This window comes from Caldimonas manganoxidans ATCC BAA-369, assembly GCF_000381125.1.
GTDB lineage: Bacteria > Pseudomonadota > Gammaproteobacteria > Burkholderiales > Burkholderiaceae_C > Caldimonas > Caldimonas manganoxidans.
Genome location: NZ_KB905946.1, coordinates 1 through 26419, shown reverse-complemented (window position 1 = coordinate 26419; position 26419 = coordinate 1). Strand labels below are relative to the sequence as shown.

The 26419-nt window shown below is 65.9% G+C and carries 27 protein-coding genes and 1 pseudogene; 22 read left to right on the top strand and 6 right to left on the bottom strand.

The window, feature by feature from the left end:
* The first annotated feature begins 70 nt into the window (after window positions 1-70).
* The 5 genes from rfbA (at window position 71) to F615_RS0110715 (ending at window position 3661) form a co-directional block, all read left to right on the top strand.
* Window positions 71-952: a glucose-1-phosphate thymidylyltransferase RfbA gene (gene rfbA, locus F615_RS0110735; protein ID WP_019561188.1), complete on the top strand. Its 882-nt coding sequence runs from the start codon at window positions 71-73 to the stop codon at window positions 950-952.
* Window positions 952-1503, top strand: coding sequence for a dTDP-4-dehydrorhamnose 3,5-epimerase (gene rfbC, locus F615_RS0110730; RefSeq protein ID WP_019561187.1), 552 nt, complete (start codon window positions 952-954; stop codon window positions 1501-1503). Before rfbA ends, rfbC begins: the two co-directional genes overlap by 1 nt.
* Before the next feature lie 35 nt (window positions 1504-1538).
* Window positions 1539-2330, top strand: coding sequence for an exodeoxyribonuclease III (locus F615_RS0110725; protein ID WP_019561186.1), 792 nt, complete (start codon window positions 1539-1541; stop codon window positions 2328-2330).
* 86 nt (window positions 2331-2416) lie between these two features.
* On the top strand, window positions 2417-3052 hold the full coding sequence (locus F615_RS0110720) for a hypothetical protein (RefSeq protein ID WP_019561185.1): 636 nt from the start codon (window positions 2417-2419) through the stop codon (window positions 3050-3052).
* A gap of 90 nt (window positions 3053-3142) precedes the next feature.
* Window positions 3143-3661: a flavin reductase family protein gene (locus F615_RS0110715; RefSeq protein ID WP_019561184.1), complete on the top strand. Its 519-nt coding sequence runs from the start codon at window positions 3143-3145 to the stop codon at window positions 3659-3661.
* 65 nt (window positions 3662-3726) lie between these two features.
* Here the strand turns inward: F615_RS0110715 and mepK are convergent, their stop codons facing one another.
* Both mepK and F615_RS0110705 read right to left on the bottom strand, forming a co-directional pair.
* Entirely contained in the window at window positions 3727-4326 is a 600-nt protein-coding gene (mepK, locus tag F615_RS20170) for a peptidoglycan L,D-endopeptidase MepK (RefSeq protein WP_083932458.1), read from the bottom strand.
* Between the two features lie 301 nt (window positions 4327-4627).
* Window positions 4628-4864, bottom strand: coding sequence for a hypothetical protein (locus F615_RS0110705; protein WP_019561182.1), 237 nt, complete (start codon window positions 4862-4864; stop codon window positions 4628-4630).
* Window positions 4865-5231: 367 nt separating this feature from the next.
* Between F615_RS0110705 and F615_RS0110700 the strand changes: the two genes are divergently transcribed.
* The 16 genes from F615_RS0110700 to ubiT all read left to right on the top strand — a co-directional run bounded on the left by F615_RS0110700 (window position 5232) and on the right by ubiT (window position 24048).
* Window positions 5232-7124 (top strand): type IV pili methyl-accepting chemotaxis transducer N-terminal domain-containing protein, encoded by a 1893-nt coding sequence (locus F615_RS0110700; protein ID WP_026330231.1) that lies wholly within the window; start codon window positions 5232-5234, stop codon window positions 7122-7124.
* A gap of 14 nt (window positions 7125-7138) precedes the next feature.
* Window positions 7139-7822 carry a response regulator gene (locus F615_RS0110695; protein WP_019561180.1) on the top strand — a complete coding sequence of 228 codons (684 nt, stop codon included), beginning with the start codon at window positions 7139-7141 and terminating at the stop codon, window positions 7820-7822.
* A 55-nt stretch (window positions 7823-7877) separates the two neighbouring features.
* Window positions 7878-8048: a hypothetical protein gene (locus F615_RS19920; RefSeq protein ID WP_156824611.1), complete on the top strand. Its 171-nt coding sequence runs from the start codon at window positions 7878-7880 to the stop codon at window positions 8046-8048.
* A 221-nt stretch (window positions 8049-8269) separates the two neighbouring features.
* Window positions 8270-9559: an MFS transporter gene (locus F615_RS0110690; RefSeq protein WP_019561179.1), complete on the top strand. Its 1290-nt coding sequence runs from the start codon at window positions 8270-8272 to the stop codon at window positions 9557-9559.
* Window positions 9560-9588: 29 nt separating this feature from the next.
* A complete protein-coding gene (locus F615_RS0110685; protein ID WP_019561178.1) occupies window positions 9589-10971 on the top strand; it encodes a NarK family nitrate/nitrite MFS transporter in 1383 nt (460 codons plus the stop codon).
* 27 nt (window positions 10972-10998) lie between these two features.
* A complete protein-coding gene (locus F615_RS0110680; protein ID WP_019561177.1) occupies window positions 10999-14862 on the top strand; it encodes a nitrate reductase subunit alpha in 3864 nt (1287 codons plus the stop codon).
* Between the two features lie 19 nt (window positions 14863-14881).
* Window positions 14882-16405 (top strand): nitrate reductase subunit beta, encoded by a 1524-nt coding sequence (narH, locus tag F615_RS0110675; RefSeq protein ID WP_019561176.1) that lies wholly within the window; start codon window positions 14882-14884, stop codon window positions 16403-16405.
* A gap of 16 nt (window positions 16406-16421) precedes the next feature.
* Complete coding sequence (gene narJ, locus F615_RS0110670; RefSeq protein ID WP_019561175.1) at window positions 16422-17102, top strand: nitrate reductase molybdenum cofactor assembly chaperone; 681 nt, start codon at window positions 16422-16424, stop codon at window positions 17100-17102.
* The gene (narI, locus tag F615_RS0110665) at window positions 17099-17830 is read left to right on the top strand and encodes a respiratory nitrate reductase subunit gamma (protein WP_019561174.1); all 732 of its coding nucleotides are present in this window, start codon (window positions 17099-17101) and stop codon (window positions 17828-17830) included. Before narJ ends, narI begins: the two co-directional genes overlap by 4 nt.
* On the top strand, window positions 17827-18651 hold the full coding sequence (locus tag F615_RS0110660; protein WP_019561173.1) for a peptidylprolyl isomerase: 825 nt from the start codon (window positions 17827-17829) through the stop codon (window positions 18649-18651). The genes narI and F615_RS0110660 overlap by 4 nt, the downstream gene beginning before the upstream one ends.
* Before the next feature lie 19 nt (window positions 18652-18670).
* Window positions 18671-19366 (top strand): carbonic anhydrase, encoded by a 696-nt coding sequence (locus tag F615_RS0110655; RefSeq protein ID WP_019561172.1) that lies wholly within the window; start codon window positions 18671-18673, stop codon window positions 19364-19366.
* Between the two features lie 89 nt (window positions 19367-19455).
* A complete protein-coding gene (locus tag F615_RS0110650) occupies window positions 19456-19899 on the top strand; it encodes a universal stress protein (protein WP_019561171.1) in 444 nt (147 codons plus the stop codon).
* Between the two features lie 325 nt (window positions 19900-20224).
* A complete protein-coding gene (locus F615_RS0110645) occupies window positions 20225-21520 on the top strand; it encodes an NnrS family protein (RefSeq protein ID WP_019561170.1) in 1296 nt (431 codons plus the stop codon).
* A gap of 160 nt (window positions 21521-21680) precedes the next feature.
* Window positions 21681-22697 carry a ubiquinone anaerobic biosynthesis protein UbiU gene (ubiU, locus tag F615_RS0110640; RefSeq protein ID WP_019561169.1) on the top strand — a complete coding sequence of 339 codons (1017 nt, stop codon included), beginning with the start codon at window positions 21681-21683 and terminating at the stop codon, window positions 22695-22697.
* Window positions 22694-23620 carry a U32 family peptidase gene (locus F615_RS0110635; protein WP_019561168.1) on the top strand — a complete coding sequence of 309 codons (927 nt, stop codon included), beginning with the start codon at window positions 22694-22696 and terminating at the stop codon, window positions 23618-23620. The genes ubiU and F615_RS0110635 overlap by 4 nt, the downstream gene beginning before the upstream one ends.
* Window positions 23617-24048 carry a ubiquinone anaerobic biosynthesis accessory factor UbiT gene (gene ubiT, locus F615_RS0110630; protein ID WP_019561167.1) on the top strand — a complete coding sequence of 144 codons (432 nt, stop codon included), beginning with the start codon at window positions 23617-23619 and terminating at the stop codon, window positions 24046-24048. Before F615_RS0110635 ends, ubiT begins: the two co-directional genes overlap by 4 nt.
* Here ubiT and F615_RS0110625 read toward each other — a convergent pair whose 3' ends face one another.
* From F615_RS0110625 to F615_RS18280, 4 genes are read right to left on the bottom strand one after another with little or no spacing between them, the layout of a single operon-like run.
* Window positions 24049-24381 (bottom strand): cupin domain-containing protein, encoded by a 333-nt coding sequence (locus F615_RS0110625; RefSeq protein ID WP_019561166.1) that lies wholly within the window; start codon window positions 24379-24381, stop codon window positions 24049-24051.
* A gap of 49 nt (window positions 24382-24430) precedes the next feature.
* Complete coding sequence (locus F615_RS0110620) at window positions 24431-25549, bottom strand: DUF8744 domain-containing protein (protein ID WP_211211802.1); 1119 nt, start codon at window positions 25547-25549, stop codon at window positions 24431-24433.
* Window positions 25546-25863 carry a metal-sulfur cluster assembly factor gene (locus tag F615_RS0110615; RefSeq protein WP_019561164.1) on the bottom strand — a complete coding sequence of 106 codons (318 nt, stop codon included), beginning with the start codon at window positions 25861-25863 and terminating at the stop codon, window positions 25546-25548. The genes F615_RS0110620 and F615_RS0110615 overlap by 4 nt, the downstream gene beginning before the upstream one ends.
* 48 nt (window positions 25864-25911) lie before the next feature.
* A complete protein-coding gene (locus F615_RS18280; RefSeq protein ID WP_019561163.1) occupies window positions 25912-26238 on the bottom strand; it encodes a putative zinc-binding protein in 327 nt (108 codons plus the stop codon).
* Between F615_RS18280 and F615_RS0110605 the strand changes: the two are divergent.
* Window positions 26237-26419: pseudogene (locus F615_RS0110605) on the top strand (IS5/IS1182 family transposase); the annotation flags it as partial. The gene F615_RS18280 and the pseudogene F615_RS0110605 sit on opposite strands and share 2 nt — an antisense overlap.

The window sequence follows — 26419 nt, the reverse complement described above, 5'->3', positions numbered from 1 at the left end:
CGGGCCGCCCCAAGCCAGGCCCGGCCCCCCTTGGGGGGGTGGCGGCCGGTACGGCCGTCGGGGGGTGGTCATGACCCGCAAAGGCCTCATCCTCGCCGGCGGCTCCGGCACCCGGCTGCATCCGGCCACCTTGGCGATCAGCAAGCAATTGCTGCCGGTCTATGACAAGCCGATGATCTACTACCCGCTGTCGGCCCTGATGCTGGCGGGCATCCGCGAGATCCTCGTGATTTCCACGCCGCAGGACACGCCGCGCTTTCAGCAACTGCTGGGCGATGGCAGCGCCTGGGGCGTGTCCCTGCAGTACGCCGTGCAACCCAGCCCCGATGGCCTGGCCCAGGCATTTCTGATCGGCGAGCGCTTCCTGGCCGGTGCGCCCAGCGCACTGGTGCTGGGCGACAACATCTTCTACGGCCACGATCTGGCTGCACGCCTGAAGGTCGCGCAAGCCCGCCAGCGCGGGGCCACGGTCTTTGCCTACCCGGTGCACGACCCCGAGCGCTACGGGGTGGTGGAGTTCGATGCGGCTGGCCGGGCCATCAGTCTGGAAGAAAAGCCGCGGCAGCCCAAGAGCCGGTATGCCGTGACGGGCCTGTATTTTTACGACGCCCAGGTGGTCGAACGCGCCAAAACGCTGCAGCCCAGCGCACGTGGTGAACTCGAGATCACCGACCTCAATCGGCTGTATCTGCAAGCCGGTGAGCTCGACGTGCAAGTGTTGGGCCGAGGGGATGCCTGGCTCGACACCGGCACGCACGACTCGCTCATCGAGGCCAGCCAGTTCATCCAGACCTTGGAAAAGCGCCAGGGCCTGAAGATCTGCTGTCCCGAGGAAATCGCCTGGCGCCAAGGCTGGATCGATGCCGAGCAGCTGGCCCGACTGGCCGAACCCTTGGCCAAGAGCGGCTACGGGCGGTACCTGCTGCAGCTCCTCACGGAAAAGGTGTTCTGATGAACGTCACGGCCACCCGCTTGCCCGAGGTGCTCGTCTTCGAGCCGCGTGTTTTCGGCGATGAACGCGGCTTCTTCCTCGAAAGCTTTCGGCAGTCCGTCTTCGACGAAGCCGTCGGCACCCATGTCGATTTCGTGCAGGACAACCATTCGCGCTCGCGCCGCGGCGTGCTGCGCGGACTGCACTACCAGCTCCACCCCAATGCCCAAGGCAAACTCGTGCGCGTCACGCACGGCCGGGTGTTCGACGTGGCGGTGGACCTGCGCCGATCCAGTCCACGCTTTGGCCAGTGGGTGGGGGTGGAGCTCAGCGGGGACAATCACCGGCAGTTGTGGATTCCTGCGGGCTTTGCCCACGGATTCCTGGTGCTCAGCGACAGCGCCGACTTCCTCTACAAGACCACGGCCTATTACGCACCGCAGGCCGAGCGCTGCATCCGTTGGGACGATCCGACCCTGGGCATCGATTGGCCCGATGCTGGTGTGCCGCCTCAGGTGTCGGCCAAAGACGCGCAGGGCGCCTGGCTGAGTCAGGCCGAAGTCTTCGCCTGAGCAGGCCGCGGGCCGGGAAGGTAAGCTCCCGCCCCATGTTGCGCATCATCACCACCAATCTCAATGGCATCCGCTCGGCGGCGAACAAGGGCTACTTCGACTGGCTGGGTCAGCAGCAGGCCGATATCGTCTGCCTGCAAGAAATCAAGGCCCACGAGGGCGACCTCACCGCAGTGATGCGAGCCCCGCATGGGATGCAGGGCTGGTTCCATTGTGCCCAGAAGAAGGGCTATTCCGGCGTGGGCCTGTACAGCCGCCACGTGCCCAGCGATGTGATCATCGGCTTCGGTTCGGCCGAGTTCGACCCCGAAGGCCGCTACGTCGAGGCCCGCTTCGACACGCCCTCGCGCAAGTTCTCCGTCATCAGTTGCTACTTTCCCAGCGGCTCCAGCTCGGACGAGCGCCAGCAGGCCAAGTACCGGTTCCTCGACGAGTTCTTTCCCCATCTGCAGCGCTTGCGGGCCGAGCGGGAGTTCGTGCTGTGCGGCGATGTGAACATCGCTCATCAAGAAATCGACCTCAAGAATTGGAAAAGCAACCAGAAGAACAGCGGTTTCCTGCCCGAGGAGCGGGCCTGGTTCACGCGCATGCTGGGCGAGATTGGCCTGGTCGATGTGTACCGCCGCCTCCATCCCGAGGCCACCGGCGAGGCCTACACTTGGTGGAGCAATCGGGGGCAGGCCTGGGCCAAGAACGTGGGCTGGCGTATCGACTACCACGTGGCCACTGCGGCGGTGGCTGAGACCGCTCGCGCCGCCAGTGTTTACAAGGCGCAACGCTTTTCCGACCATGCGCCGCTGACCATCGAGTACGACTTCACGATCTGAGCCGGGTCGACGGTGTGTGGCCCTTCAGATCGGGCGATGCCGGCCGATGATCGTCATCTGTGTGATCCCTCATGGAGTCTGCTCGCATGAACAAGCATCTGATCGCAGGTGTGAGCGCGGCCTGCCTCGTGGCCGGCGCCCACGCCGGCGAACTCTACGGGAACATCGGTCTGCCAGGCGTGATGATCGGCTACGCCCAGCCGCTCAATGCCCACTTTGGCTTGCGTGCCGATGTGGCCAGCCTGGGCACGATCGATGCCGACGGCACCGAAGAAGGCATCGACTACGAGGGCAAAGCCCGCGCCCATCGTGTTGGCGTGTTCGGGGACTGGTTCGTCTTCGGCGGAGGGTTTCGGCTGACCGGCGGCATCACCTTCAACGACATGCGCATCGATCTGACCGGTCGCGGCAATGGCGGCACCATCGAGATCGGCAACACCACCTATGTCACGGCGCCGGGCGACCGCTTTGATGTGCGCATCAAGTTCCCGCGCGTCACGCCCTATTTGGGCATCGGCTACGGCCAACAGCCCGCTGCAGCGGGTTGGGGCTTCGTCTTCGACCTGGGCGCCTCGATCGGCAAGGCCAAAGTCAGCGCCTCGACCAATATCGCGGGTGTGACGCAGGACGACATCGACCGCGAGCTCCAAGAGCTGCGCGACGGCGTGGGCAAGGTGCGGGCCATTCCGCAATTGAGTGTCGGGGTCAACTACCGCTTCTGAGCGCACCATCGGTGCATCATCCACGCAATGAGGGGGGGCTGGCGCGCTCCCGTCGGGGCGTCGGTGGGGAATAATGGGCGTCTTGCCGCCATGGATGTCGTGAATCTTCCCCGCCGAGCCGCTACTCCCAGTTTCTCCGCGGCCGAGTTCCGCCAAGCGCTCGGCAGCTTTGCCACGGGGGTGACCATCGTCACGGCCCGATCGCCCGAGGGACGGCTGATCGGCCTGACCGCCAACTCTTTCAATTCGGTCTCGCTCGATCCGCCGCTGGTGCTGTGGAGTCTGTCGCGCCTGGCCGGATCGATGCCGGCTTTCGAGCGCGGCTCTCACTACGCCATCCACATCCTGGCGGCCGACCAGAGGGCCCTGGCCGAGCGCTTCGCCACCAAGGGCATCGATCGTTTCGCCGGATTGTCCTGGCGGGAAGGCGTCGGCGGCGCCCCTTTGCTCGAAGGCGTGGCTGCATTGTTCGAGTGTTTCAACCGCAGCCGCTACGAGGAGGGCGACCATGTCATCTTCGTCGGCGAGGTCGAACGCTGCCAGCGCCGCCCCGAAGCCGCACCGCTGATCTTTCACGGCGGACGCTATTTCACCGAGCTGCCGCTGTGAGCCTGCGCTGAACCCGTCGCCGCGATGGCACGGGCCCGGCGGGCCAGACCGCGCGGTGCACTGGCTCACCAATGGCGCACGGGGCCGGTGTCGATGTGCACGAAATTCGAGCGCTCGTAATAGCCGACGCCGCCGGCCCGCAGGGACAGGGCCGCCTCGCGCAAATGCGGCAGCGCCACGTCGCCCAAGCGGATGTCGATCGCCTGCCCTCGCAGGTGCAGGCTGGTGCGGGCCACGCCGCTGTGAGGACTGCGGCTGCGCAGCATGTCGTTCGTCTTGGGAGATCGATAGGCGGAGATGACCTCGAAGGGTCGGCGGCTGCCGGTGGCTTCGTGCAGCCGGTGCAGCACATCGAACAAGGCCGGGTCGATCGGGGCCACCTCATCGGTGCGAAAGTCGCGCAGCAGGCGGTTGAGGGCTTGCAGCGCCTCGGGCACGTACTGCCCCGCGTCGAAGTACGCGACCTTCAAGCGCTCGCCGGTGTGAAGATGCACAAACTCCAGCCTGCGAACGTCTGCAGTGTCGGGCCCCTGGCCAGGATGGAATGACCCCCAGACTTGCTTTGCTCGTGTCCCCCCGAGGGGGTGGTCAGTTCCTTCGGGCGGCCGTGCGGCACTGACATGGGCCCACGCCGGCAGGGCCAGCGCCACTGGCGCTGCCGCCATGCCACACAACAGCCGCCGGCGCATGCCCTGCGCCGGCGCAAAAGGAGATGGCGCCCGCGTGACCGCGGACGAATGACGGCCGTCCTTCATGGTGCCTACTCGCTGGCCAGACAATGCCGGGCCGATCCAAGAGGCCGTGTCGCCTCCAGGTCCGCCGGCCGTTGCGAGCCCGAGGCTGGGCTCGAGCAGGCGCCATGGTAACAGTCACCCCTCGGCTGCGGCGTGGGGCACGGACCACCGATCGCGGGCGATCGTGAATTTGCCGCGCCCTGAGGGTATCGACGAGGCCGAGGGCGGTGGTTCAAGGCCGCACCAGTTCCATGCCAGTGGCCACCACCCGCATGCGCCCATCGGCGCGCATGTCCACGAGCTCGCCACTGTCCAAATGCAGTTCGGCCACTCCCGTGGGCTTCCAGTGGTCCAAGCCATCGGCCAGCGAGGGGTCGCGCACCAGTTGCTCGAAGGCCTTGACCTTGTAGAGGCGCCCATCGGTCCCCTGGGCCGTGAAGCTGTCCAGCAGATGCAGTTTGCGCTCCATATCCACCTCCTGCATGAGCGAGGGGGGCGGCCGAAAGGGTCGCCCGCCGGTCCATTGTCTCGCGTGGCCGTGGCCGCGCAAGCCCCCACCCGCACAGGACCCCAGGATGGGACCCCTGACACCCCCCCCAGCCTTGGGGTTGGCGAGGGAAGCGCTGGTCAAGTTTCCGCACGACAGCGACGCAGGTCGTGTGGGCATCAACTGCACGATTTTGTTGGCCATGGTTGCCCCTGCGGGCCCGCTAGCAGGCCCGGCTTGTGGGCCGCCTGGCCCGCACATGGGCGCAAAATCGGCTTCCGCCTGACGGGGATTTGGCGACTTGACCTGAGTCAAGCCGTGCTGGCACCACCTTGCCTAGAGTGGCGTCATGAGACACCGCCCCTGGACCTTGGCCACCAAGCTCGTGCTGTTGTGCACGGGCTTCCTGCTGGCTGCGCTCACGTCCATTGGCCTGACGCTGTGGATCACCTGGCAGATCGAAGGAGGGGCCGCGGCCGTCAACGAGGCGGGGCGGCTGCGCATGAAGAGCTACCAGCTGGCGCTGGAGGTCGAGCGCCGGGTGCCGGCCGCCCAGATCGAGGATCGGCTGCAGCGCTTCGACGAGGGACTGGCGCTGCTGCGCGCCGGCGATCCTTCCCGCCCGCTGTTTGTACCCTGGAGCCAGGCCACGCGCGAGAGTTTCGAATCCGTGCAGAGCCAGTGGACGCTCCTGCGGGAGTACTGGCGAACCGGAGGGCAGCTCCCTGGCCGCACCACGGACGTGGATCGCTTCGTGGCTGCCATCGATGGCTTCGTGGCGGGTATCGAATACCAGCTCTCGCTGTGGACCGCCATCTTGCATGCCGTGCAGCTGGGCATTCTGGCGCTGGCGCTGATGGTGGGCATTGCGATGATGTATGCGGGATACCTCCTGGTGCTCAATCCCGTGAACCGCCTGCAGCAGGGCCTGAAGCGGGTGCAGGCCCAGGATTTCGCCGTGCGTGTGGAGGAGCGATCCAGTGCCGAGTTCGACCAACTGGCGCAGGGCTTCAACCGCATGGCCGAGACGCTGCAGGCCTTGTATGCCAATCTCGAGAACAAGGTGGCCGAAAAGACCGCGCGGCTACAGCAGCAGCGTGAGCGTCTGGCTGCGCTGTACGAAACCAGCGCCATGATGGCCGAGGCCACCAGCTTGGATGAACTCGCGCGGCAGTTTGCCCAACAGGTGCGACGCATCGCGCGGGCCGATGCGGTGGCTGTGCGCTGGTCTGACGAGGCCAACCAGCGCTACCTGCTGTTGGCAGGTGACTGCCTGCCTCATTTCATGACGGAACAGGAGCAGTGCGTTCAGACCGGGAGCTGCCATTGTGGCCAGGCCCTAGAAGGCGCGGCCACGCGCATCATTCCCATCAAGGTACGCCCGGCCAACGTGGCGCAGCCTGTGCTTGAGCACTGCGCCCAGGCTGGGTACCAGACCCTGGTGTCGGTGCCCGTGCGCCTGCAGCACCGCCTGCTGGGCGAAGTGGACATCTTCTTCCGGGAGGAGACGACCCTGGGTGACGATGAACGATCCTTGCTGGAAGCCCTCGCAGCCCATCTGGCCGGTGCGATGGAGGGCCTGCGGGCCGAGGCGCTGGGTAAGGAAGCAGCCGTGGCTCAGGAGCGCAGCCTGCTCGCGCAGGAACTGCATGACTCCATCGCCCAGTCGCTGGCGTTTCTGAAGATTCAGGTCCAGCTGCTGCGAGATGCCATGCGGCGCGGTGACGAGCCGGGTGTCGAGCGGGTGCTCTGCGAGCTCGATGCCGGTGTGCGTGAGAGCTATAACGACGTGCGTGAGTTGCTGCTGCACTTTCGCACGCGGGCCAATGGCGAGAGCATCGAACCCGCCTTGCGTACCACCTTGCAGAAGTTCGAACACCAAAGCGGCCTACGCGCTCACCTGGCGATGCACGGCCATGGCTTGCCCCTAGATGCCGATGTGCAGATCCAGGTGCTGCACGTGGTGCAGGAAGCCTTGTCGAATGTGCGCAAGCACGCGCACGCCCGTGAAGTATGGGTGGACGTGGAGCAGGCTCCGGTCTGGCGCTTCACGGTGCGTGACGATGGGGTGGGATTCGACACCGATGGGCAGCGACCGGACGAGACCCATGTCGGCCTGCGCATCATGCGCGAACGTGCTGCTCGCATCGGGGCCACCGTGACGGTGCAGGCTGAGCCTGGGAAGGGTACCTGCGTGACCCTGACGCTGCCGCCGTCCTCGCCACAACCCCTGGCGGCCTGATGCGCTCGTGACCCATGTCCAAGACCCCGTCTCTCATCCGCCTGCTGGTTGTCGATGACCACGTGCTGTTTCGTCGCGGGCTGGTGGCATTGCTCGCTCAGGAAGACCATTTAGAAGTCGTGGGCGAGGCCGGCGATGCCGGCGAGGCCCAGCGCCGAGCACGTGAACTCCAGCCTGATGTCATCTTGCTCGACAACCACCTGCCTGGCGTGAAGGGTGTGGATGCCCTGGCCGGACTGCGGGAGGTGGCTCCCAGGGCGCAGGTGCTGATGCTCACCGTGAGCGAAGACGAGCAGGTCCTGTCGGCTGCGTTGAAAGCCGGGGCCCGGGGCTACGTGCTCAAGACCATCAATGGGCCCGACCTGGTGCGCGCCATCGAGCGTACGGTAGCCGGGGAGTCGGTGGTCAGCCCCGAACTCACGTCCAAGCTCGTGGCCGCATTCCAGGCGCTGCATGCCGCGCCCGCGACTGCCGCGACCGCGGCCGAAGTGCCGCCCGAGCCGCTGGACAGTCTTTCGTCGCGCGAGCGAGAGATCCTCGGCCTCATCGCGCGAGGCGCCAGCAACAAGGAGATCGCCCGGGAACTGGGCATTGCCGAGACCACGGTCAAGATCCACGTGCAGCACATCCTGCGCAAGCTGGGCCTGAGCTCACGCGTTCAGGCGGCCGTGTACGCCAGCGAGCGCCAGCGCGCTTGATGCGGGTGAACCCGGGCGCTGGCCGAAACGCTGCACAGCGGCGACGATGGAGCCGATGCAAGCACCGTCGACCGACCGCGACGAACGCGTGCCCGCCGCAGTGGGCGGCCAGGAGCTGACCTTGCCCCCGAAAACCGGATCCTTTGCTGAGGGGTTGAATACGCGCAAGGACGACGGAAGTGACGAAGTCAACAAGGACACAGCGCATGCTGCAGTTCAACCTTGAAGCGGTGCGGCTGGAACGATTTCAGCGATGGGATCCGGCAAACGCTGGCACGGTCATTCCTGCTGCGTGCGCTGACATACACGGACAATAGTTCGGAAGAACTATGGGGGCCTGACAACCCTCGTTCTTCAGGACGGTCCAGGATGACTTGCAGGAGGATAGGCAAGGCCCGGCCCGCTTTCTACAGTGCCTGCCATGGAGAAAAGCAAGGAGTGATTCCCATGGCGGCCCCCCAAGCAGGATCGGCAACGATTCCCCCCGTCTCGTCCAAGGCCTGGTCGGTGCTGATCGTCAGCACGCTGGCCTTCACCGTGTGCTTCATGGTGTGGATGATGTTCGGCGTCATCGGCATCCCGCTGAAAAAGGCGCTGGACCTCAACGCCACGCAGTTCGGCTTGCTGATGGCCACGCCGGTGCTCACCGGCTCGCTGGTGCGCGTGCCGCTGGGGATCTGGACCGACCGCTACGGTGGCCGCATCGTGATGACGCTGCTGATGGCCGCCACCGTGCCGGCCATCTGGCTGATGGCCCATGCCACGCAGTTCTGGCACTTCCTCGTCATCGGCTTGTTCGTCGGCCTGGCCGGCGGCTCGTTCTCGGTGGGCACACCCTACGTGGCGCGCTGGTTCCCCAAGCAGCGCCAGGGCTTTGCGATGGGCGTGTACGGCGCCGGCAACTCCGGAGCGGCGGTCAACAAGTTCGTCGCGCCGGCGATCCTGGTGGCTTTCGGCTGGACCATGGTGCCGCAGGTGTACGCGGCCATCATGCTCGCCACGGTGGTGCTGTTCTGGATGTTCAGCCACAGCGACCCCAGCCACTTGGCGCCCAGCAACGTCAAGTTCACCGACCAACTCAAGGCGCTGAAAGACCTTCGCGTGTTGAAGTACTGCCAGTACTACAGCATCGTGTTCGGCGGTTACGTGGCGCTGAGCCTGTGGATGGTGCAGTACTACGTGGGTGAATATGGTCTGGACATCCGTGTGGCGGCGCTGCTGGCGGCGTGCTTCTCGCTGCCCGGCGGCGTGCTGCGCGCCATCGGTGGTTGGCTGTCAGACAAGTACGGCGCCCACAGCGTCACCTGGTGGGTGATGTGGGTGAGCTGGATCTGTCTGTTCCTGTTGAGCTATCCGCAAACCGAATTCACGGTGCTCACCGTCGATGGACCGCGAACCTTCACGATCGGCCTGAACGTGTACGCCTTCACCGCGCTGATGTTCATTCTGGGTATCGCCTGGGCCTTTGGCAAGGCCAGTGTCTTCAAGTACATCAGTGATGACTACCCCAGCAACATTGGCACGGTCTCCGGCATCGTAGGGCTGGCTGGCGGCCTGGGTGGATTCATTCTGCCCATCATGTTCGGCGCCCTGCTCGACTTTACCGGCATCCGCTCCAGCGCATTCATGTTGCTCTATGGCGTGGTCTGGGTGTCCCTCATTTGGATGTACTTCACCGAAGTGCGACGCCGCGAAGTGTTGGGCCCCAACGCCGGCGGGTTGTCTGTCCAAAGCTGATCTGCAACCGATACTGACTGGAGGCTGACGTGGCTTCTCATGTGATTGAGCGCTGGAACCCCGAGGACCCCGCATTTTGGAGTCAGCAAGGCGAAGCCATCGCGAGGCGGAACTTGTGGCTCTCCATTCCCGCGCTCACGCTGGCGTTTGCCGTGTGGATGGTGTGGTCCGTCGTGGTGGTGAACTTGCCCGCCGTTGGATTCAAGTTCAACACCAACCAGCTGTTCTGGCTGGCCGCGTTGCCAGCCTTGTGCGGCGCCACTTTGCGCATCTTCTACTCGTTTGCCGTACCCATCTTCGGCGGCAGACGCTGGACGGCCATCTCCACCGCCAGCTTGCTGCTGCCTGCATTGGGCATCGGGTTTGCGGTGCAAAACCCCCAGACCCCTTATGAGGTCTTTGTGGTGCTGGCGCTGTTGTGCGGTCTGGGTGGCGGCAACTTTGCTTCCAGCATGAGCAACATCAGTTTCTTCTACCCTAAGTCGCGCAAGGGCTATGCATTGGGAATGAACGCGGGCTTGGGCAACTTGGGTGTGTCGCTCGTGCAGTTCGTCGTTCCCTTGGTGATCACCACAGGGGTGTTTGGCGTCCTTGGTGGAGAGCCGGTCATGGTCGATCGCTCGGGGCAGCAAGTACCGATGTGGTTGCAAAACGCGGGATTCATCTGGGTGCCTTTCATCATGGCATCGGCATTGGCGGCCTGGTTCGGGATGAACGATCTCAAAGACGCCAAAGCCTCTTTTGCCGATCAAGCAGTGATCTTCAAGCGCAAGCACAATTGGTTGATGTGCTGGCTCTACATCGGCACGTTCGGCAGCTTCATTGGGTACTCGGCCGGCTTCCCGTTGTTGATCAAAAGCCAGTTTCCCGAAATCAACGCGCTGTCGTATGCCTGGCTGGGTCCGCTGGTGGGTGCCCTCATTCGACCGGTGGGGGGCTGGCTGTCCGACAAGCTGGGCGGTGCGCGCGTGACCTTCTGGACCTTCATCGTGATGGGCCTGGGCGTGGCCGCGGTGCTGCAGTTCCTGCCCGCGGAGGGGCGCGCTGGCAACTTCAACGCCTTCCTGATTGCCTTCCTCGTGCTGTTCGCGGCATCCGGCGTGGGTAACGGCTCGACCTTCCGGATGATCCCCATCATCTTCCTGACCGAGCGCCTGCGTGCGGCCGGTTCAGGGGCCGCGGCCCAGGAACAGGCGCAGCGTGACGCCAACAAGGAGGCCGCTGCGGTGCTGGGCTTTAGCTCGGCCGTGGGGGCTTATGGTGGATTCTTCATTCCCAAGGGGTACGGCACCTCCATCGCTCTGACGGGCGGACCTAAAGCCGCGCTGTACGTCTTCATCGCTTTCTACGTCACCTGCGTGGCCATCACCTGGTGGTACTACAGCCGCAAGAACGCGCCCATGCCCTGCTGATCGACCGAACAGAACAAGGAGCCCCCGATGAGCCACTTTCTGGACCGACTGACCTACTTCAAACTGCCCAAGGAAAAATTCTCCGACGGCCATGGCGTGACCACCGGTGAAGACCGTACCTGGGAGGATGCCTACCGCGGACGTTGGGCCCATGACAAGATCGTGCGTTCCACCCACGGCACCAACTGCACCGGCTCGTGCTCGTGGAAGATCTATGTCAAGGGCGGCATCGTCACCTGGGAAACCCAGCAGACTGACTACCCGCGCACTCGGCCCGATCTGCCCAACCACGAGCCGCGCGGCTGTGCCCGGGGGGCCAGCTATTCCTGGTACCTCTACAGCGCCAACCGGGTGAAGTACCCGATGGTGCGCGGCCGACTGCTCAAGCACTGGCGCGCGGCCAAAGCGGTGGCCCGAAGTCCCGTGGATGCCTGGGCCAGCATCGTGGAGAACGATGCGCAGCGCCGCGACTACCAGCGCCAGCGCGGGCTCGGAGGGTTCGTCCGATCGACCTGGGAGGAGGTCAACGAAATCATCGCGGCGGCCAACGTCTACACCATCAAGAAGTACGGCCCGGATCGGGTGATCGGATTCTCGCCGATCCCGGCGATGTCGATGGTGTCTTACGCCGCTGGCAGCCGCTATCTGTCGCTGATCGGCGGCGTTTGCATGAGCTTCTATGACTGGTACTGCGACCTGCCTCCGTCCAGTCCCCAGACCTGGGGAGAGCAGACCGATGTGCCGGAGAGCGCCGACTGGTACAACTCCACCTTCCTGATCGCCTGGGGTTCCAACGTGCCCCAGACGCGCACCCCCGATGCGCACTTCTTCACCGAGGTGCGCTACAAGGGCGCCAAGGTCGTGGCCATCACGCCGGACTATGCCGAGGTCTCCAAACTGGCAGACCTGTGGTTGCACCCCAAGCAGGGCACGGATGCCGCGCTGGCCATGGCCATGGGGCATGTGATCCTGAAGGAGTTCTACTTCGACAGGCGATCGAGCTACTTCGACGACTACGCGCGCCGCTATACCGACCTGCCGATGCTGGTGCAGCTCAAGGAGCACACCCTGCCCGACGGCAGCAAAACGCTGGTGCCCGACCGCTATGTGCGTGCCAGCGACTTCAACGGCAAGCTCGGACAGACCAACCACCCCGAATGGAAGACGGTGGCCTTCGACGAAATGGGCAAGGTGGTGCTGCCACATGGCTCCATCGGTTTCCGCTGGGGACCTGAAGGCCGGCCCGACGCCGGACGATGGAACCTCGAGAACAAGGAGGCTCGCCACGGCCGCGAAGTGAAGCTCAAGCTGTCGGTGCTGGAAGAAGGCGCACAGGCCCATGAAGTGGTGGACGTGGCGTTTCCCTACTTTGGGGGTATCGATACCCCGCACTTCACCGCCAACAAAGCCGCGGGCGACGTGATGCGCCGCAAAGTGCCGGCCGTGCGCATCACCCTGGGCAAGGCGGGAGAACCGCGCGAGGTCCTGGTGGCCACGGTGTTCGACCTGCTGGCGGCGAACTACGGCGTCTCGCGCGGCCTGCCGGGCGAGGATGGCGCCCCCACGCTCGGCGCTGCCTCGCTGCCCCCCGAGGGGGCTGGTGCAGCCTTGGGGCGGCCCGGCGGCTGCACCCCGGCCGCGCGTTCGTACGACGACAACGTGCCCTACACCCCGGCCTGGCAGGAGAAGATCACCGGGGTCAAGCGTGACTTGGTGATCGCCGTGGCGCGCCAGTTTGCCGACAACGCCGACAAGACGCATGGCAAGTCGATGGTGATCATCGGCGCGGCGATGAACCACTGGTACCACAGTGACATGAACTACCGCGGCATCATCAACATGCTGATGCTGTGCGGGTGCGTGGGCCAGAGCGGAGGCGGATGGGCGCACTACGTCGGTCAGGAGAAGCTGCGCCCGCAAACCGGCTGGACGGCCCTGGCCTTTGCCCTCGACTGGATTCGCCCGCCACGCCAGCAGAACTCCACCAGCTTCTTCTATGCGCATACCGACCAGTGGCGCTACGAGAAGCTGGGGGTGGAAGAGGTGCTTTCACCACTGGCCGACAAGGCCCAGTTCCAGGGTAGCCTGATCGACTTCAACGTGCGTGCCGAGCGCATGGGCTGGCTGCCCAGCGCACCGCAACTGCAAACCAACCCATTGCAGGTGGTGCGGGATGCCCAGGCCGCGGGCCAGGACACCAAGGACTATGTGGTGGACTCGCTCAAGAGCGGTGCGCTCAAGATGAGCTGCGAGGATCCGGATCACCCCAACAACTGGCCGCGCAACCTCTTCGTGTGGCGATCCAACCTGCTGGGCTCCTCCGGCAAGGGCCACGAATACTTCCTCAAGCACCTGTTGGGCACCGCCCATGGTGTGCAGGGCAAGGACCTGGGGCCCGACGATGCCAAGCCGAAGGAAGTGGCTTGGCACGCGCAGGCACCCGAAGGCAAGCTGGACTTGTTGGTCACGCTCGACTTCCGCATGAGCACGACCTGCCTCTACTCTGACATTGTGCTGCCCACGGCCACCTGGTACGAAAAGAACGACCTCAACACCAGCGACATGCATCCCTTCATCCACCCGCTGTCTGCAGCGGTGGACCCGGCCTGGCAGGCCCGCTCCGACTGGGAGATCTACAAGGGTATTGCAAAGAAGTTCAGCGAGGTCTGCGTGGGCCACCTGGGGGTGGAGAAGGAAGTGGTGCTCACACCGCTGATGCATGACACGCCGGCCGAGCTGGCCCAACCCTTCGATGTGCAGGAATGGAAGAAGGGTCAGTGTGATCTGATCCCGGGCAAGACCGCGCCGCAGATCACGGTCGTCGAGCGCGACTACCCCAACACCTACAAGCGTTTCACGGCCCTGGGGCCGCTGATGGAGAAGTTGGGCAACGGCGGCAAGGGCATCGCCTGGAACACGGCCGAGGAAGTGCGGCAACTGGCCGAATTGAACGGCAAGGTGCATGAAGAAGGTGTGACGCGAGGCATGCCGAAGATCGAGACCGACATCGATGCCACCGAGGTGGTGATGATGCTCGCACCCGAGACCAACGGCCATGTCGCCGTGAAGGCCTGGGAGGCCCTGTCCAAGATCACCGGCCGCGAACATGCCCACCTGGCGCTGCACCGAGAGGACGAGAAGATCCGCTTCCGCGACATCCAGGCCCAGCCGCGCAAGATCATCAGCTCGCCCACGTGGTCGGGCCTGGAGAGCGAGAAGGTCAGCTACAACGCCGGCTACACCAACGTGCACGAACTGATTCCCTGGCGCACGCTCACCGGCCGGCAGCAGTTCTACCAGGACCACCCCTGGATGATCGCCTTTGGCGAAGGCTTTTCAAGCTACCGACCGCCGGTGAACCTGAAGACGGTGGACGAGGTGATGAACCGCAAGCCCAACGGCCACCCGGAGATCACGCTCAACTTCATCACGCCGCACCAGAAGTGGGGCATCCACTCCACCTACAGCGACAACCTGATGATGCTCACGCTCAACCGGGGCGGACCGGTGATCTGGCTGAGCGAGGATGACGCCAAGCGCGCCGGCATCGTCGACAACGATTGGGTCGAACTCTTCAACGCCAACGGTGCGATCGCGGCGCGCGCGGTGGTGAGCCAGCGCGTCAACCCGGGCATGGTGATGATGTATCACGCCCAGGAAAAGACCATCAACACCCCGGGCAGCGAGATCACGGGCCAGCGGGGCGGCATCCACAACTCGGTGACACGCATCGTCACCAAGCCCACGCACATGATCGGCGGGTATGCACAGCAGAGCTACGGTTTCAACTACTACGGGACGATTGGCACCAACCGTGACGAGTTCGTGGTAGTGCGCAAGATGAAGCGCATCGACTGGCTCGACGACGAGACCCCGGCGACCGCCGACTGAGAAAAAGGAGATACCTGCGATGAAAGTCCGCGCACAGATCGGCATGGTCCTCAACCTGGACAAGTGCATCGGTTGCCATACCTGTTCCGTCACCTGCAAGAACGTCTGGACGAACCGACCGGGCATGGAGTACGCCTGGTTCAACAACGTCGAGACCAAACCCGGCATCGGCTACCCCAAGGAGTGGGAAAACCAGGACAAGTGGCATGGCGGCTGGGTCCGCAAGAGCAACGGCAGCATCGAGCCGCGCCAGGGTGGCAAGTGGAAGCTGCTCATGCGCATCTTCGCCAACCCCCACCTGCCAGAGATCGACGACTACTACGAGCCCTTTACCTTCGACTACGACCACCTGCAGTCGGCGCCGGAATCGAAGGCGGCGCCCGTGGCGCGTCCGCGCAGCCTCATCACGGGCCAACGCATGGAGAAGATCGAATGGGGCCCGAACTGGGAAGAGATCCTCGGCGGCGAGTTCGCCAAGCGCTCGAAGGACAAGAACTTCGACGAGGTGCAGAAGGACATCTACGGCCAGTTCGAGAACACCTTCATGATGTACCTGCCGCGCCTGTGCGAGCATTGTCTCAACCCGGCGTGCGTGGCCTCCTGCCCCTCGGGCTCGATCTACAAGCGCGAGGAGGACGGCATCGTCCTGATCGACCAGGACAAGTGTCGCGGCTGGCGCATGTGCGTCTCGGGCTGCCCCTACAAGAAGATCTACTACAACTGGCAGACCGGCAAGGCCGAGAAGTGCATCTTCTGCTACCCCCGCATCGAGGCCGGCCAGCCCACGGTGTGCTCCGAAACCTGCGTGGGTCGCATCCGCTACCTGGGGGTGCTGCTGTATGACGCCGATCGCATCGAGCAGGCCGCCAGCGTCGAGCACGACCGCGACCTCTACCAGGCCCAGCTCGACATCTTCCTCGATCCCAACGACCCCAAGGTGATCGAGCAGGCCCGCGCCGACGGCATTCCCGAGGCCTGGCTGGAGGCCGCACGCAACAGCCCCGTCTACAAGATGGCCGTGGACTGGAAGGTGGCCCTGCCTCTGCACCCCGAGTACCGCACCCTGCCGATGGTGTGGTACGTGCCGCCCTTGTCACCGATCACGGCCGCGGCCAACGCGGGCGACATCGGTATCAACGGCGAGATTCCCGACGTCAACCAGCTGCGCATTCCCGTGCGCTACCTCGCCAACCTGCTGACCGCCGGTGAGACAGCACCCGTGGTGCGTGCGCTGGAACGCATGCTGGCCATGCGCGCCTACCAGCGCGAGAAGCATGTGCAAGGGCGCATCAACACGACCGCGCTGCAGCAGGTGGGCATCGACCAGGCCACGGCCGAAGACATGTACCACGTGATGGCGATCGCCAACTACGAAGACCGCTTCGTCATTCCGACCACGCACCGCGAGTACGCCGAAAACGCCTTCGACCTGCGTGGCGGCTGCGGCTTCTCCTTTGGCAACGGTTGCTCCGATGGCGTTACCGAGGCCAGCCTTTTCGGCGGCAAGAAGAAGCGCACCATCCCCATCAAGGCCACCCTCTGAGCGCAGGAGACCCACGATGAAACGCTTTCCTTCCCGAAGCTGCCGTGCAGTGGCCTGTCTGCTGGGTTACCCGGACCACACGCTGCGTGCCGCCCTCGACGAGATCGAGGCAGTAATCACCGAGGAGTCCGCACTCAGCAAAGAAGTCCGTGCCGGCCTGCAGGCCCTGATCCGGCAATTGCGCTGCGGCGACGCCTTCGAGGTCGAGGCCCGGTACGTGGACACCTTCGACCGGGGCCGCGCGACTTCGCTGTACTTGTTCGAGCACGTGCACGGAGACTCGCGAGACCGTGGCCCGGCGATGGTGGACTTGCTGCAGACCTACGAGCAGGCTGGCCTCTACCTGGTCCCTGGCGAACTGCCCGATTACCTGCCCGTGATCCTGGAATTCGCCGCCATGCAGGAGGCGGCGGTGGCGCGGGATTTCCTCGGCGAGATGGCGCACATCCTGAACGCCTTGCACAGCGCACTCGTGCAGCGGAAAAGCCCCTACGCGGCGGCGATTGCTGCGGTGTTGGAGATGGCGGGCGAGCCGGTCCAGCAGGTGGCCCTGCCGCCCGAAGAAGACCTGGACGACGCCTGGGCCGAGCCCCCAGCCTTTGATGGTTGCGCCACCCAGGGCCAGAACCGTCCGGGCCAGCCCCAGCCCATTCACATCGTTCGCAAGCCGGCACCTTCTCAAGGAGCACGTGCATGAAAGCCACCCTCGACTTCTTCGCCTTCGGCATTTACCCTTACATCTGCCTGGGAGTGTTCTTCGTCGGCAGCTTGCTGCGATTCGACCGCGACCAGTACACCTGGAAGAGCGATTCTTCACAACTGCTGCGCGCTGGCCAGTTGCGCTGGGGCAGTAACCTTTTCCACGCTGGGGTGCTCTTCCTCTTCTTCGGCCACTTCGTGGGCATGCTCACGCCGCACTTCCTGTACGAGCCCTTCATGAGTGCGGGTACCAAGCAGGTGCTGGCGATGACCGCGGGCGGCATCGCCGGCGTGCTGGCCCTCATCGGCGTGAGCCTGCTGCTGCACCGCCGTCTGTCGGACCCGCGCATTCGCGCCACGTCCAAGATCAGTGACATCGTGCTGTTGTGGCTGCTGTGGGTGCAGCTCGTGCTCGGCCTGGCCACCGTGCCGCTGTCGGCCCAGCACCTGGACGGCAGCGTGATGCTGGTGCTGGCCGAGTGGGCCCAGCGCATCGTCACTTTCCGTCCCGGCGCTGCCGAGCTGATGGCTGACATCTCCTGGGTCTTCCGGGCCCACATGCTGCTGGGCATGACGATGTTCTTGATTTTCCCGTTCACCCGCCTTGTGCATGTGTGGAGCGGTTTCGGCGCCATCGCCTACCTGCTGCGGCCGTACCAGGTAGTGCGCTCGCGCCGTCTGAACCTGCCATCGCATCACAACCGCTCGCGACGCACCGCGGCATGAAGGAGAGCCTCGTGAGCACCGACACCCCGAGCCTCGTGGCCCGCATCAACGGCCGGCCGCTCCATGCCCCCGGCGAGGCGCTGCCGCCCGATGTGCTGCGCCAACGGGCCTGCACCGAGCTGCTGCGCCAGGCCGCGCAGGCTGCCGGCTTGCTCGACGCTGCTGACGAACCGAGCACGGACGGCGTGATCAGCGAAGCGGCCAGCGCGGCGATCGAGGCCCTGCTCGAACGCGAGCTGGCGCTGCCCGAACCCTCCGAGGAGGCGCTGCGGCGCCACTATGAGGCCCACGCCGCCCAGTACCGTGAAGGCGAGCGGGTGCGCGCCCGCCACATCCTGTTCGCCGTGACGCCCGGCGTGGACGTGAAGGCCCTGCGCCTAAAGGCCGAGAGCGTGCTGCTGGAGCTGCGCTGCCATGACGAAGGTCAGACTGAGGCCGATCGGGATCGGCGCTTTGCCCAGGCGGCGCAGGTCTGGTCGAACTGCCCCAGCAGTGTGCAAGGCGGCGTGATCGGTGACGACGAGGGGTGGCTGCGCGCGGCCGACTGCGCCCCCGAGTTCGCCCGCGAGATCTTCGGGCACACCGAGGTGGGTGTGCTGCCCCGCCTGGTGCACAGCCGCTTCGGCCTGCATGTGGTGGAGGTGCTGCAGCGCCAGGTCGGCCGCCCCCAGCCTTTCGAGAGGGTGCGCGGCGCCGTGCGCCTGGCATTGCAGCAGCAGGCCTACGTGACCGCGCTGCGCCAGTACCTGCGTCTGCTGGCGGGGCAGGCCGAACTCGTCGGGGTGGTGCTCGACGCCGCCGAAACGCCCCTGTTGCAATAGGGAGTAGCGGAGTGCGGCCATGCCCGACGAGCTGATCGCCCGCCTGCGTCGTTTCCACGACGACTACTTCCCTCGGCATCAGGCGCGGTTTCGCGACTTGGTGGACCAGGGGCAGCATCCCACCACGCTGTTCATCGGCTGCTCGGACTCCCGGCTCGTGCCTTACTTGCTCACCGGGGCAGGACCGGGCGAGCTGTTCATCGTGCGCAACGTGGGCGCGTTGGTACCGCCGTACGACGGCAGCCATGGACACCATGGCACGACCGCAGCCATCGAATTTGCCGTGCTCAATCTGCATGTGTCGCGCATCGTGGTGTGCGGCCACAGCCATTGCGGCGCCATGAAGGCCTTGTACGAGGAGATCTCGCCCGAAGCCCCCAACCTGGCCCGCTGGCTCGACCTGGCCCGTGAGGCGGCCCTGCCGGTGCAGCCCAGCCCCGAAGCCCTGCGCCGCACCGAGCAGCGTGCCGTGGTGCTGCAACTCGAGCGTCTGATGGACTATCCGATGGTGCGTTCACGGGTCGAGTCCGGGAAGATCACGCTGCATGGATGGCACTACGTGATCGAGGACGGCGAGGTGCACGTCTTCGACGTGCTGGTCGGTGGCTTTGTGCCGGCCTCGCGGTCCGAGCACAGCGGTACCGGGCCGTACGTACCGGCCGAGCAGGACGTGTGCTTCAATGAGATCGACAGCCGACTGCACCCGTCCCGATGACCCCGGGCTTGACGTGGAGCAAGCCGCGGCTGGGGTGCCCGGCGTAGAGTGTTTCCGAGGGCCCGAGGCGGGCTCGGACGGAGGTTCCCATGTTCGATCATCTGCTCGTGCCCGTCGATGGCAGCGACCTCAGCGACAAGGCCATGCACGCCGGCCTGGCCCTGGCCAGGCGCCTGGGGGCCCGTGTGACCGGCTTCATCGTCGAGCCCTTTGCCCCACCCCCCGCCAGCATCGGCGAAGGTTATGCCTATGGGCGCATCACCAAGACCCATGACGAATCGGTGCGTGCACATGCCGACGAAGTGCTCGGCCGCTTCGAGCGTCTTGCTGCCGAGGCGGGGGTGCCCTTCCAGCGCGTGAGTGTGCAGGCCAACAGCGTCGAGGATGCCATCGTCGATGCTGCAGTCCAACACCAGTGCGATCTCATTGTGATGGTCACGCACGGCCGCGGTGTCTTCGGAGAGCTCCTGTGGGGCTCGCACACCAAGAACCTGATGTCGCGCACGAAACTGCCCGTGCTTGTGCTGCATTGACGATGTTCCATTGAGCAGGGTCAATACCCTGCCGGCAGGGGCCGCGTACCTTCACACCTCCATCAAGAGGTGTGTCCATGTCAGAAGTCTCGTCTTCCGTCGGACCCGCGTTGGCCGGCAGCGTGGCCGGCCTGCTGGCACGTGCGATGGCCGGTTCTGCATGGACCACCAGAGCTGGCGGCCGCCCTGCGCGACGACGTGAAAATGGGTCTCGTCTTTCCAGGTGTGGTCCCTGCCTTTTGGTGACCAGATCCGCAGCGTGCGCGGATCTGGTCGAGCGTCTGCTGACACCGTCAACTGCTGTGGTCTGAGACGAGGAGCCGGCATGCGTTTCACTCCCAATCAGTCTCTGATCGCAAGTCCCCATCCTTCACCGCTGGAACGCCAGCGTTCGCGTTGGCAATGGTCCTGGCTGCTGGCTTCCCCCCACCGTTTGGGCTTTTTTGCTGGTGCGGTGATGCTGTCGGTAAGCGCCGTGTGGTGGCTGCTCGTGCTGGCGGCGCGCTTGGGCCATGGGCCCGCGCTGCCGTGGGCCCTGTCGCCGAGCCTCGCCCATGCGCTGCTCATGGGCTTTGGCTTCATGCCACTCTTCTTCACGGGTTTTCTCTTCACCGCCGGACCGAAGTGGCTGGGCCTGCCGCCGGTGGCGGCACGGCGGATGCTGTCGCCGCTGTTGGCCAGCCTGAGTGGTTGGGCTGTCTTCCTGATGGGGGTGCACACACTGGCACCCTTGGCGGCGATTGGCCTGGGCGCCGTGGCCTGGGGCTGGACCGAGTTCACCTGGCAGTTTGCGGGCCTGGTGCGCGCAAGCCGCGTGCCCGACCGCGCGCACGCGAAGGTGGTACTGGGGGCCAGCAGCATCGGCGTGGCGAGCCTGTGGGCCGCCGCGGCGGGATTGGCCATGGACGAACCTGGCTGGAGCCTGGCGGCCCTGGGGGTGGGCTTGTGGTGGTTCATCGCGCCGGTGTACGCGGCCGTGCTGCACCGCATGATTCCCTTCTTCACGGCGGCGGCCCTGCCGGTGCTCGATGCCTGGCGGCCAATGTGGCTACTGTGGGTCTGGCTGGCCGTGCTTGGTGCCCAGCCCTTGCTCGGGCCCTGGGCGCGTGCGTCCGACCTGGGCACGGCGTTTGCTGTGGGTTTCAACCTGTGCGCCGGGGCAGGCGCCTTGTGGCTGGCCGTGCGCTGGGGCCTGGTGCAAAGCCTGAAGGTGCGACTGCTGGCCATGCTGCACTTGGGCTTCGTCTGGCTGGGGGTGGCCCTGGTGCTACAGGCCCTGTCACAAGCTCTTTGGTGGGTGAGTGATCGCAGCCTGGATCTCAGCCTTGCGGCACTGCATGCCCTGACGCTCGGCTTCCTGGGCTCCATTCTTCTGGCCATGGCCACACGCGTGTCCTGTGGGCATGGCGGACGCACGCTGGCGGCCGACAACATCGCCTGGGGCCTGTTCTGGGGCCTGCAGGCTGCGGTGGTGCTGCGCCTGATCGGGGCCACCCACTGGAACGGTTCGACCGAGCTGGTGGGTGTGGCCGCGTTCGTGTGGGCGGTCGTGGCTGTGAGTTGGAGCCTGCGTTATGGCCGCTGGTATGGCCGTCCACGGGCCGACGGGCGGCCGGGCTGACAGGAGGGAAGTTCTCCCGAAGCGGGGACGGACTGCGCCGATTCGGGCTGGACCGCAAGCCCCGGCCTCGCCTGGACGCGTGCCTTTGACAGCCGACAAACCCCCACGGTTCTGGGCTGCTTAAAGTCGGTCCATCTTCTGAACCGTTTGGCTTCGCGCAATGTCTGCTCCTGCCACCAAACCCCAGCTCGTCTGCCCGGCCGGCTCGTTGAGGGCCCTCACGCTCGCCGTCGATGCCGGCGCCGATGCCGTCTACCTGGGCCTGAAGGACGCGACCAATGCGCGCAACTTCGCCGGACTGAACTTCGACCTGGCCCAGGCGCGCGAGGGCATCGCCTACGCCCACCGGCTGGGCGCCCAGGTGCTGATGGCGCTGAACACCTATGCCGATGCGCGTGAGCCCGAGCGTTGGTACCGGGCTGTGGACGTGGCGGCCGAGCTGGGCGTCGATGCGCTGATCTGCGCAGACGTGGCGGTGCTGGCCTACGCGCGGGACCATCAGCCCTCGCTGCGCCTGCACCTGTCGGTGCAGGCCTCGGCCACCACCTACGAGGCCATCGAGTTCTATCGGGAGCGCTACGGCATCCAGCGAGCTGTGCTCCCGCGTGTGCTTACCTTGTCGCAGGTGGGCCATGTGGCGCGTCGCACCCGGGCCGAGGTCGAGGTCTTTGGCTTCGGCAGCTTATGCGTAATGGTCGAGGGCCGCTGTGCGCTGTCGGCGTATGTCACCGGCCAGTCGCCCAACACCGCGGGTGTATGTTCGCCGCCGTCGGCCGTGAGATGGTCCGATGGACCTCAGGGCGTGCAGGCGCGGCTGAACGGCGTGCTGATCGACGTGTACGCGCCGGATGAGCCGCGTGGCTATCCCACGCTGTGCAAAGGCCGCTTCCACGTCGAGGGCGTGCGTGACTATGCACTGGAGGAACCCACCAGCCTCAACACCCTGGCCGTGCTTCCCCAGTTGATGGAGATGGGCGTGGCCGCCATCAAGATCGAAGGTCGCCAGCGCAGCCCCGCCTACGTCGAGCAGGTCACGCGCGTGTGGCGTCAGGCCATCGACCACTGCGCCGCGCAGCCGGCGCGCTACGCCGTCCAGCCCCAGTGGGTGGCCGACCTGGGCCGCTGGGCCGAAGGCCAGCAGCACACCCTCGGCGCGTACAACAGGCCCTGGCAATGAGCAACGATCGCATCGCCTTCACCGTCGGACCGGTGCTGTACTACTGGCCGCGCAAGACCCTCATCGAGTTCTATGCCGGGATTGCCGAATCGCCCGCCGACACCGTGGTGCTGGGGGAGGTGGTGTGCTCGCGCCGCCATGAGATGAAGCTCGACGACTGGTGCGATCTCGCGCGCGATCTGGCAGCTGCAGGCAAGGAAGTGGTGCTGGCCAGCCAGGCACTGATCGAATCGGAAGCCGAGCTGCGCAGCCTGCGCCGTATGGCCGAGCAGGGCGACTTCCTGGTGGAAGCTGGCGATGCCTCGGCGTTGCGCCTGTTGGCCGGCCGGCCTTTCGTGCTGGGACCGCATGTCAACGTCTACAGCCGCCCCGCGCTGGCCGAGCATGCCCGCCTGGGCGCTGTGCGCTGGGTGGCGCCGCTGGAGCTGCCGCTTGACGCCATCGCGCGCATCAACCCGCCGGAGCAACCGGTGTGCACCTTGCGCAACGAGCCGTTGGTCACCGAGGTCTTTGGCTTCGGGCGCCTGCCGCTGGCGTTTTCGGCGCGATGCTTCACAGCCCGTCACTACCACCTACCCAAGGACGAATGCGGCTTCCGCTGCATCGAGCATCCCGATGGCCTGCTGCTGTCCACCACCGAAGGCGAGCCCTTCCTGGCGCTCAACGGCATCCAGACCCAGTCGGCCGCCCAGCACTGTCTGATCGGCGAAGCCCAGGCCTTGCGCGCCGCAGGCGTGCGTCGAGTGCGCCTGTCGCCGTGCAGCCAGCGCTTCATCGAGGTGCTGCACTGGTTTGACCGGGTCTATCACCAGGGCGCACGGGTCGATGAGGCCCGCATCGCCCTGGACGCCCTGAGCCTGCCCGGTGGACTCGTCAACGGCTTTGCCCACCGGCAGGCCGGATTGCAGCAGGTGTTTGCATGAGTGCGTCCTCCGTTTCGGTCCGTTGGCCCGCACCGCCCCAAGCCCTGCGTGCACTGGTGCAGCGCCTGCCCATCCGCCCGCCGTCGCAGGTGCTGTCACTGGCGCTCAACCGGCTGCTGCGGCCCCGCCTGGGTGAGGCTGAGCGCGCCTTGCTGTCGCACCGCGTCGTCGAGATTGTCGTGTCCGATCTGGGCCTGCGTTGCCGGCTGCGCCTGGACGAACGCGGCTTTCACCCGGCGAGCGACGGCGGCGAGGTGACGCTGCGCATCGCCGCCGATGCGGCCAGCTACCTGCGCCTCATGTGCGGGCAGGAGGATGCCGATCGCCTCTTTTTCGAGCGCGCCCTGGTGATGGAAGGCGACACCGAGTACGGCCTCATCCTGAAGAACACGCTCGATGCGCTGGGACCCCTGTGGCCACCGCGCTGATCAGAGGCCGCCCAGCCGCACGGTGACCAGCAGCGAGCAATCGGTGCGCGCGTGTACGGCGTGCGGCTCGCCGCCGGGCAGCAGGAGGAGCTGCTGTGCCTTCAGCACCCGCTCGCCCTCGGTGGTGGTCACCAGCGCTTCGCCTTCCAGTCCTTGGATGGTGATCTCGCCCGGCACCTGGTGCTCGGGCAGCGACTGACCGGCGCGCAGCACCACCCGCATCAGTTGCAGCTGCGCCGTCTTGATGAGGCTGGTGCTGGGTGTCTGCGCGATGGCTGCGCCGAGGGGCTGCAGGTCGATCACGTCGCGGGCTTGGGCATGGGGCAGGGCCATCGTGCACTCCTGGAAGCAAAGACCATCATGAACTGACGGGCGCTCTCGTTCAAGCCTTTGTCCCCGTCCACATGCTGGCGACCATGGCGAGTGCAAACCAGCCGATGGCCACTGCATGCCCGGCAGCAGCCCAAGACAGCGCGCTTGCATGACCAGCCATCAAGCCGACGATGCGCAACACCAGGCTGGCACTGAGCACCACGATGGCCCCACGCGCCCAGGCTACGTAGGCAGGCCGCACTCGGGCCAGGGCCGGCAGGATGATGGGGGCGTGACCGAACACCATTGCAAATACGAAGCCCAGCCACAGTGCATGGCCAGCGGCCTGAGTGGCGGTGGGCACATTGGCCAGTCCGGCCAGCCCCAGCAGCGCTGCGATGCCCAGCCAGCCGTACCCGATGCATAGGCACTGGGCTGTGTGCCCAGGCCACTGCTTCGCCGCCCACTGGCGCGGTGCGAAGTCCCAGCGCAGCAGCCACACGGCCAGGGCCGCGCACGCGCCCCACCATATCGCCGTGGCCATGGCCCGGCCTCCGGTGCCTGCCAGGGCATCGGCCAGCCCCAGCAGCACCGCTGTCAGGGCCGCTCCTACCATCACGACAAAGCCCACACGAACGCCCCGGGGCAGCCGTCGCATCTGCATCAGCTCGCGCCTTTCACCCGCAATCGTCAGCACCAGGAAGGCCATCCACGCATGCAAGGCCGCTTCGGGGGCGTTCAAGGCCCAGGCTGCCACGCCCAGCCCCCAGCAGGCCGCCCCCAGGGCCTCGACGGCCAGGTGCAGCGACCAGGCCCGCGTGTGACCGGCCCACAGGTAGAGCCCCACCAAACCGCCACTGGCCAGCCCCCACAGCCCCAAGGCCAGGGATGCGCTGCCAATGGCCCAGGCGGCCAAGCCGCCCAACCCTGCCAGCAGTGGCACGGCGTAGCCCCAGGCGTGGCGCAGGGCCACGGCTCGCTCCAGCGAGATGAGCGCGCCGAAGAACCCGCAGACCATCACTGCACCATGCAGGCCCAGAGCGCCAGGGGCCGCGTCGCCCCAGCCCAGGCGCGCCAGGCCGCCGCCCAGGCCTTGGAGCAGGTTGGCCGCGGCCAGCAGCGCGCACCACGCCACGGCCATGCGGCGCAGGGTCACACCTGACGACGACGAGGCCACGGAGGGTTTCACCAGCCGAAGCGCGCCTTCAGCGCCGGGCTCAGCCGCTGCGGGCTCCAGGGCGTGTCCCAGTCCATCTGCACATCCACGGGCAGGCCATCGGGGCAGGCCCGGCGCAGCGCCTCGGTGACGTCTTCGATCATCACATCGGCCATCGGACAGGTGGCGCTGGTGGGGATGAGCGTCACCTGCACACCTTGGGGGCTGCTGCGGATCGATTTCACAAGGCCCAGGTCCACGATGCTTTCGCCGATCTCGGGGTCGCGCACTTCCTGCAGCACGGCGCGCAGCGCGGCTTCATCAGGCGGATTGGAAGCAGGTGTCATGTCAGGATCGGTATCAGGCGCCCATCATCGCTTCGCCACCGCCGGCATTCAAGCCCCCGCGCAGCGGCAGGCCCCAGTGCCACTACCTCCTGACGAGCCGGGCGCGGCCAGGGCGTTCATGGCCTGCACGCGTTCGCGTATCTCGAGATAGACCACCTCGGCCTGGCGTACGTCGAAGTCCGCGTGATAGGTTTTGCGCACCCCTTGTTCGCCCAGCTGCACGTGCGCCGTGGGGGCAATGCCGTGGCGGGCCAGGCTGTGGCGCACGCAGGCCAGTGCGCAACCGTCGATGGCTAGGGAAACGCTGATCAAGTCCTGCGCCTGGCAGTAGTCCGTCTTGTCGCCCTGGTGATGGGCGGCGATGATTACGGTCATGAAGCAGATGACCTTGGCAGCGGCGGCCGATGCGTCCGCGGGATTCGAGCGTTTTCGCAAGCCCACCCGGCGCGACGCATTCTTGGCCGAGATGCAGACGATCGTGCCGTGGAATCGGCTGGTGGCGTTGATCGAGCCGCACTACCCCAAGCCCGGCAATGGCCGTCCTCCCGTGGGCTTG

What these genes read in the sequence shown, in the direction of transcription:
- narJ (WP_019561175.1), top strand. Translation starts at nt 16,422, where the DNA reads ATGAAACGCTTTCCTTCCCGAAGCTGCCGTGCAGTGGCCTGTCTGCTG.
- F615_RS0110655 (WP_019561172.1), top strand. Translation starts at nt 18,671, where the DNA reads ATGCCCGACGAGCTGATCGCCCGCCTGCGTCGTTTCCACGACGACTAC.
- F615_RS0110690 (WP_019561179.1), top strand. Translation starts at nt 8,270, where the DNA reads ATGGCGGCCCCCCAAGCAGGATCGGCAACGATTCCCCCCGTCTCGTCC.
- F615_RS0110715 (WP_019561184.1), top strand. Translation starts at nt 3,143, where the DNA reads ATGGATGTCGTGAATCTTCCCCGCCGAGCCGCTACTCCCAGTTTCTCC.
- narH (WP_019561176.1), top strand. Translation starts at nt 14,882, where the DNA reads ATGAAAGTCCGCGCACAGATCGGCATGGTCCTCAACCTGGACAAGTGC.
- F615_RS0110725 (WP_019561186.1), top strand. Translation starts at nt 1,539, where the DNA reads ATGTTGCGCATCATCACCACCAATCTCAATGGCATCCGCTCGGCGGCG.
- narI (WP_019561174.1), top strand. Translation starts at nt 17,099, where the DNA reads ATGAAAGCCACCCTCGACTTCTTCGCCTTCGGCATTTACCCTTACATC.
- F615_RS0110650 (WP_019561171.1), top strand. Translation starts at nt 19,456, where the DNA reads ATGTTCGATCATCTGCTCGTGCCCGTCGATGGCAGCGACCTCAGCGAC.
- F615_RS0110615 (WP_019561164.1), bottom strand. Translation starts at nt 25,863, where the DNA reads ATGACACCTGCTTCCAATCCGCCTGATGAAGCCGCGCTGCGCGCCGTG.
- F615_RS0110680 (WP_019561177.1), top strand. Translation starts at nt 10,999, where the DNA reads ATGAGCCACTTTCTGGACCGACTGACCTACTTCAAACTGCCCAAGGAA.
- F615_RS0110660 (WP_019561173.1), top strand. Translation starts at nt 17,827, where the DNA reads ATGAAGGAGAGCCTCGTGAGCACCGACACCCCGAGCCTCGTGGCCCGC.
- F615_RS0110705 (WP_019561182.1), bottom strand. Translation starts at nt 4,864, where the DNA reads ATGGAGCGCAAACTGCATCTGCTGGACAGCTTCACGGCCCAGGGGACC.
- mepK (WP_083932458.1), bottom strand. Translation starts at nt 4,326, where the DNA reads ATGGCGGCAGCGCCAGTGGCGCTGGCCCTGCCGGCGTGGGCCCATGTC.
- F615_RS0110625 (WP_019561166.1), bottom strand. Translation starts at nt 24,381, where the DNA reads ATGGCCCTGCCCCATGCCCAAGCCCGCGACGTGATCGACCTGCAGCCC.
- rfbA (WP_019561188.1), top strand. Translation starts at nt 71, where the DNA reads ATGACCCGCAAAGGCCTCATCCTCGCCGGCGGCTCCGGCACCCGGCTG.
- ubiT (WP_019561167.1), top strand. Translation starts at nt 23,617, where the DNA reads ATGAGTGCGTCCTCCGTTTCGGTCCGTTGGCCCGCACCGCCCCAAGCC.
- rfbC (WP_019561187.1), top strand. Translation starts at nt 952, where the DNA reads ATGAACGTCACGGCCACCCGCTTGCCCGAGGTGCTCGTCTTCGAGCCG.
- F615_RS0110695 (WP_019561180.1), top strand. Translation starts at nt 7,139, where the DNA reads ATGTCCAAGACCCCGTCTCTCATCCGCCTGCTGGTTGTCGATGACCAC.
- F615_RS19920 (WP_156824611.1), top strand. Translation starts at nt 7,878, where the DNA reads ATGCAAGCACCGTCGACCGACCGCGACGAACGCGTGCCCGCCGCAGTG.
- F615_RS18280 (WP_019561163.1), bottom strand. Translation starts at nt 26,238, where the DNA reads ATGACCGTAATCATCGCCGCCCATCACCAGGGCGACAAGACGGACTAC.
- F615_RS0110700 (WP_026330231.1), top strand. Translation starts at nt 5,232, where the DNA reads ATGAGACACCGCCCCTGGACCTTGGCCACCAAGCTCGTGCTGTTGTGC.
- ubiU (WP_019561169.1), top strand. Translation starts at nt 21,681, where the DNA reads ATGTCTGCTCCTGCCACCAAACCCCAGCTCGTCTGCCCGGCCGGCTCG.
- F615_RS0110635 (WP_019561168.1), top strand. Translation starts at nt 22,694, where the DNA reads ATGAGCAACGATCGCATCGCCTTCACCGTCGGACCGGTGCTGTACTAC.
- F615_RS0110720 (WP_019561185.1), top strand. Translation starts at nt 2,417, where the DNA reads ATGAACAAGCATCTGATCGCAGGTGTGAGCGCGGCCTGCCTCGTGGCC.
- F615_RS0110645 (WP_019561170.1), top strand. Translation starts at nt 20,225, where the DNA reads ATGCGTTTCACTCCCAATCAGTCTCTGATCGCAAGTCCCCATCCTTCA.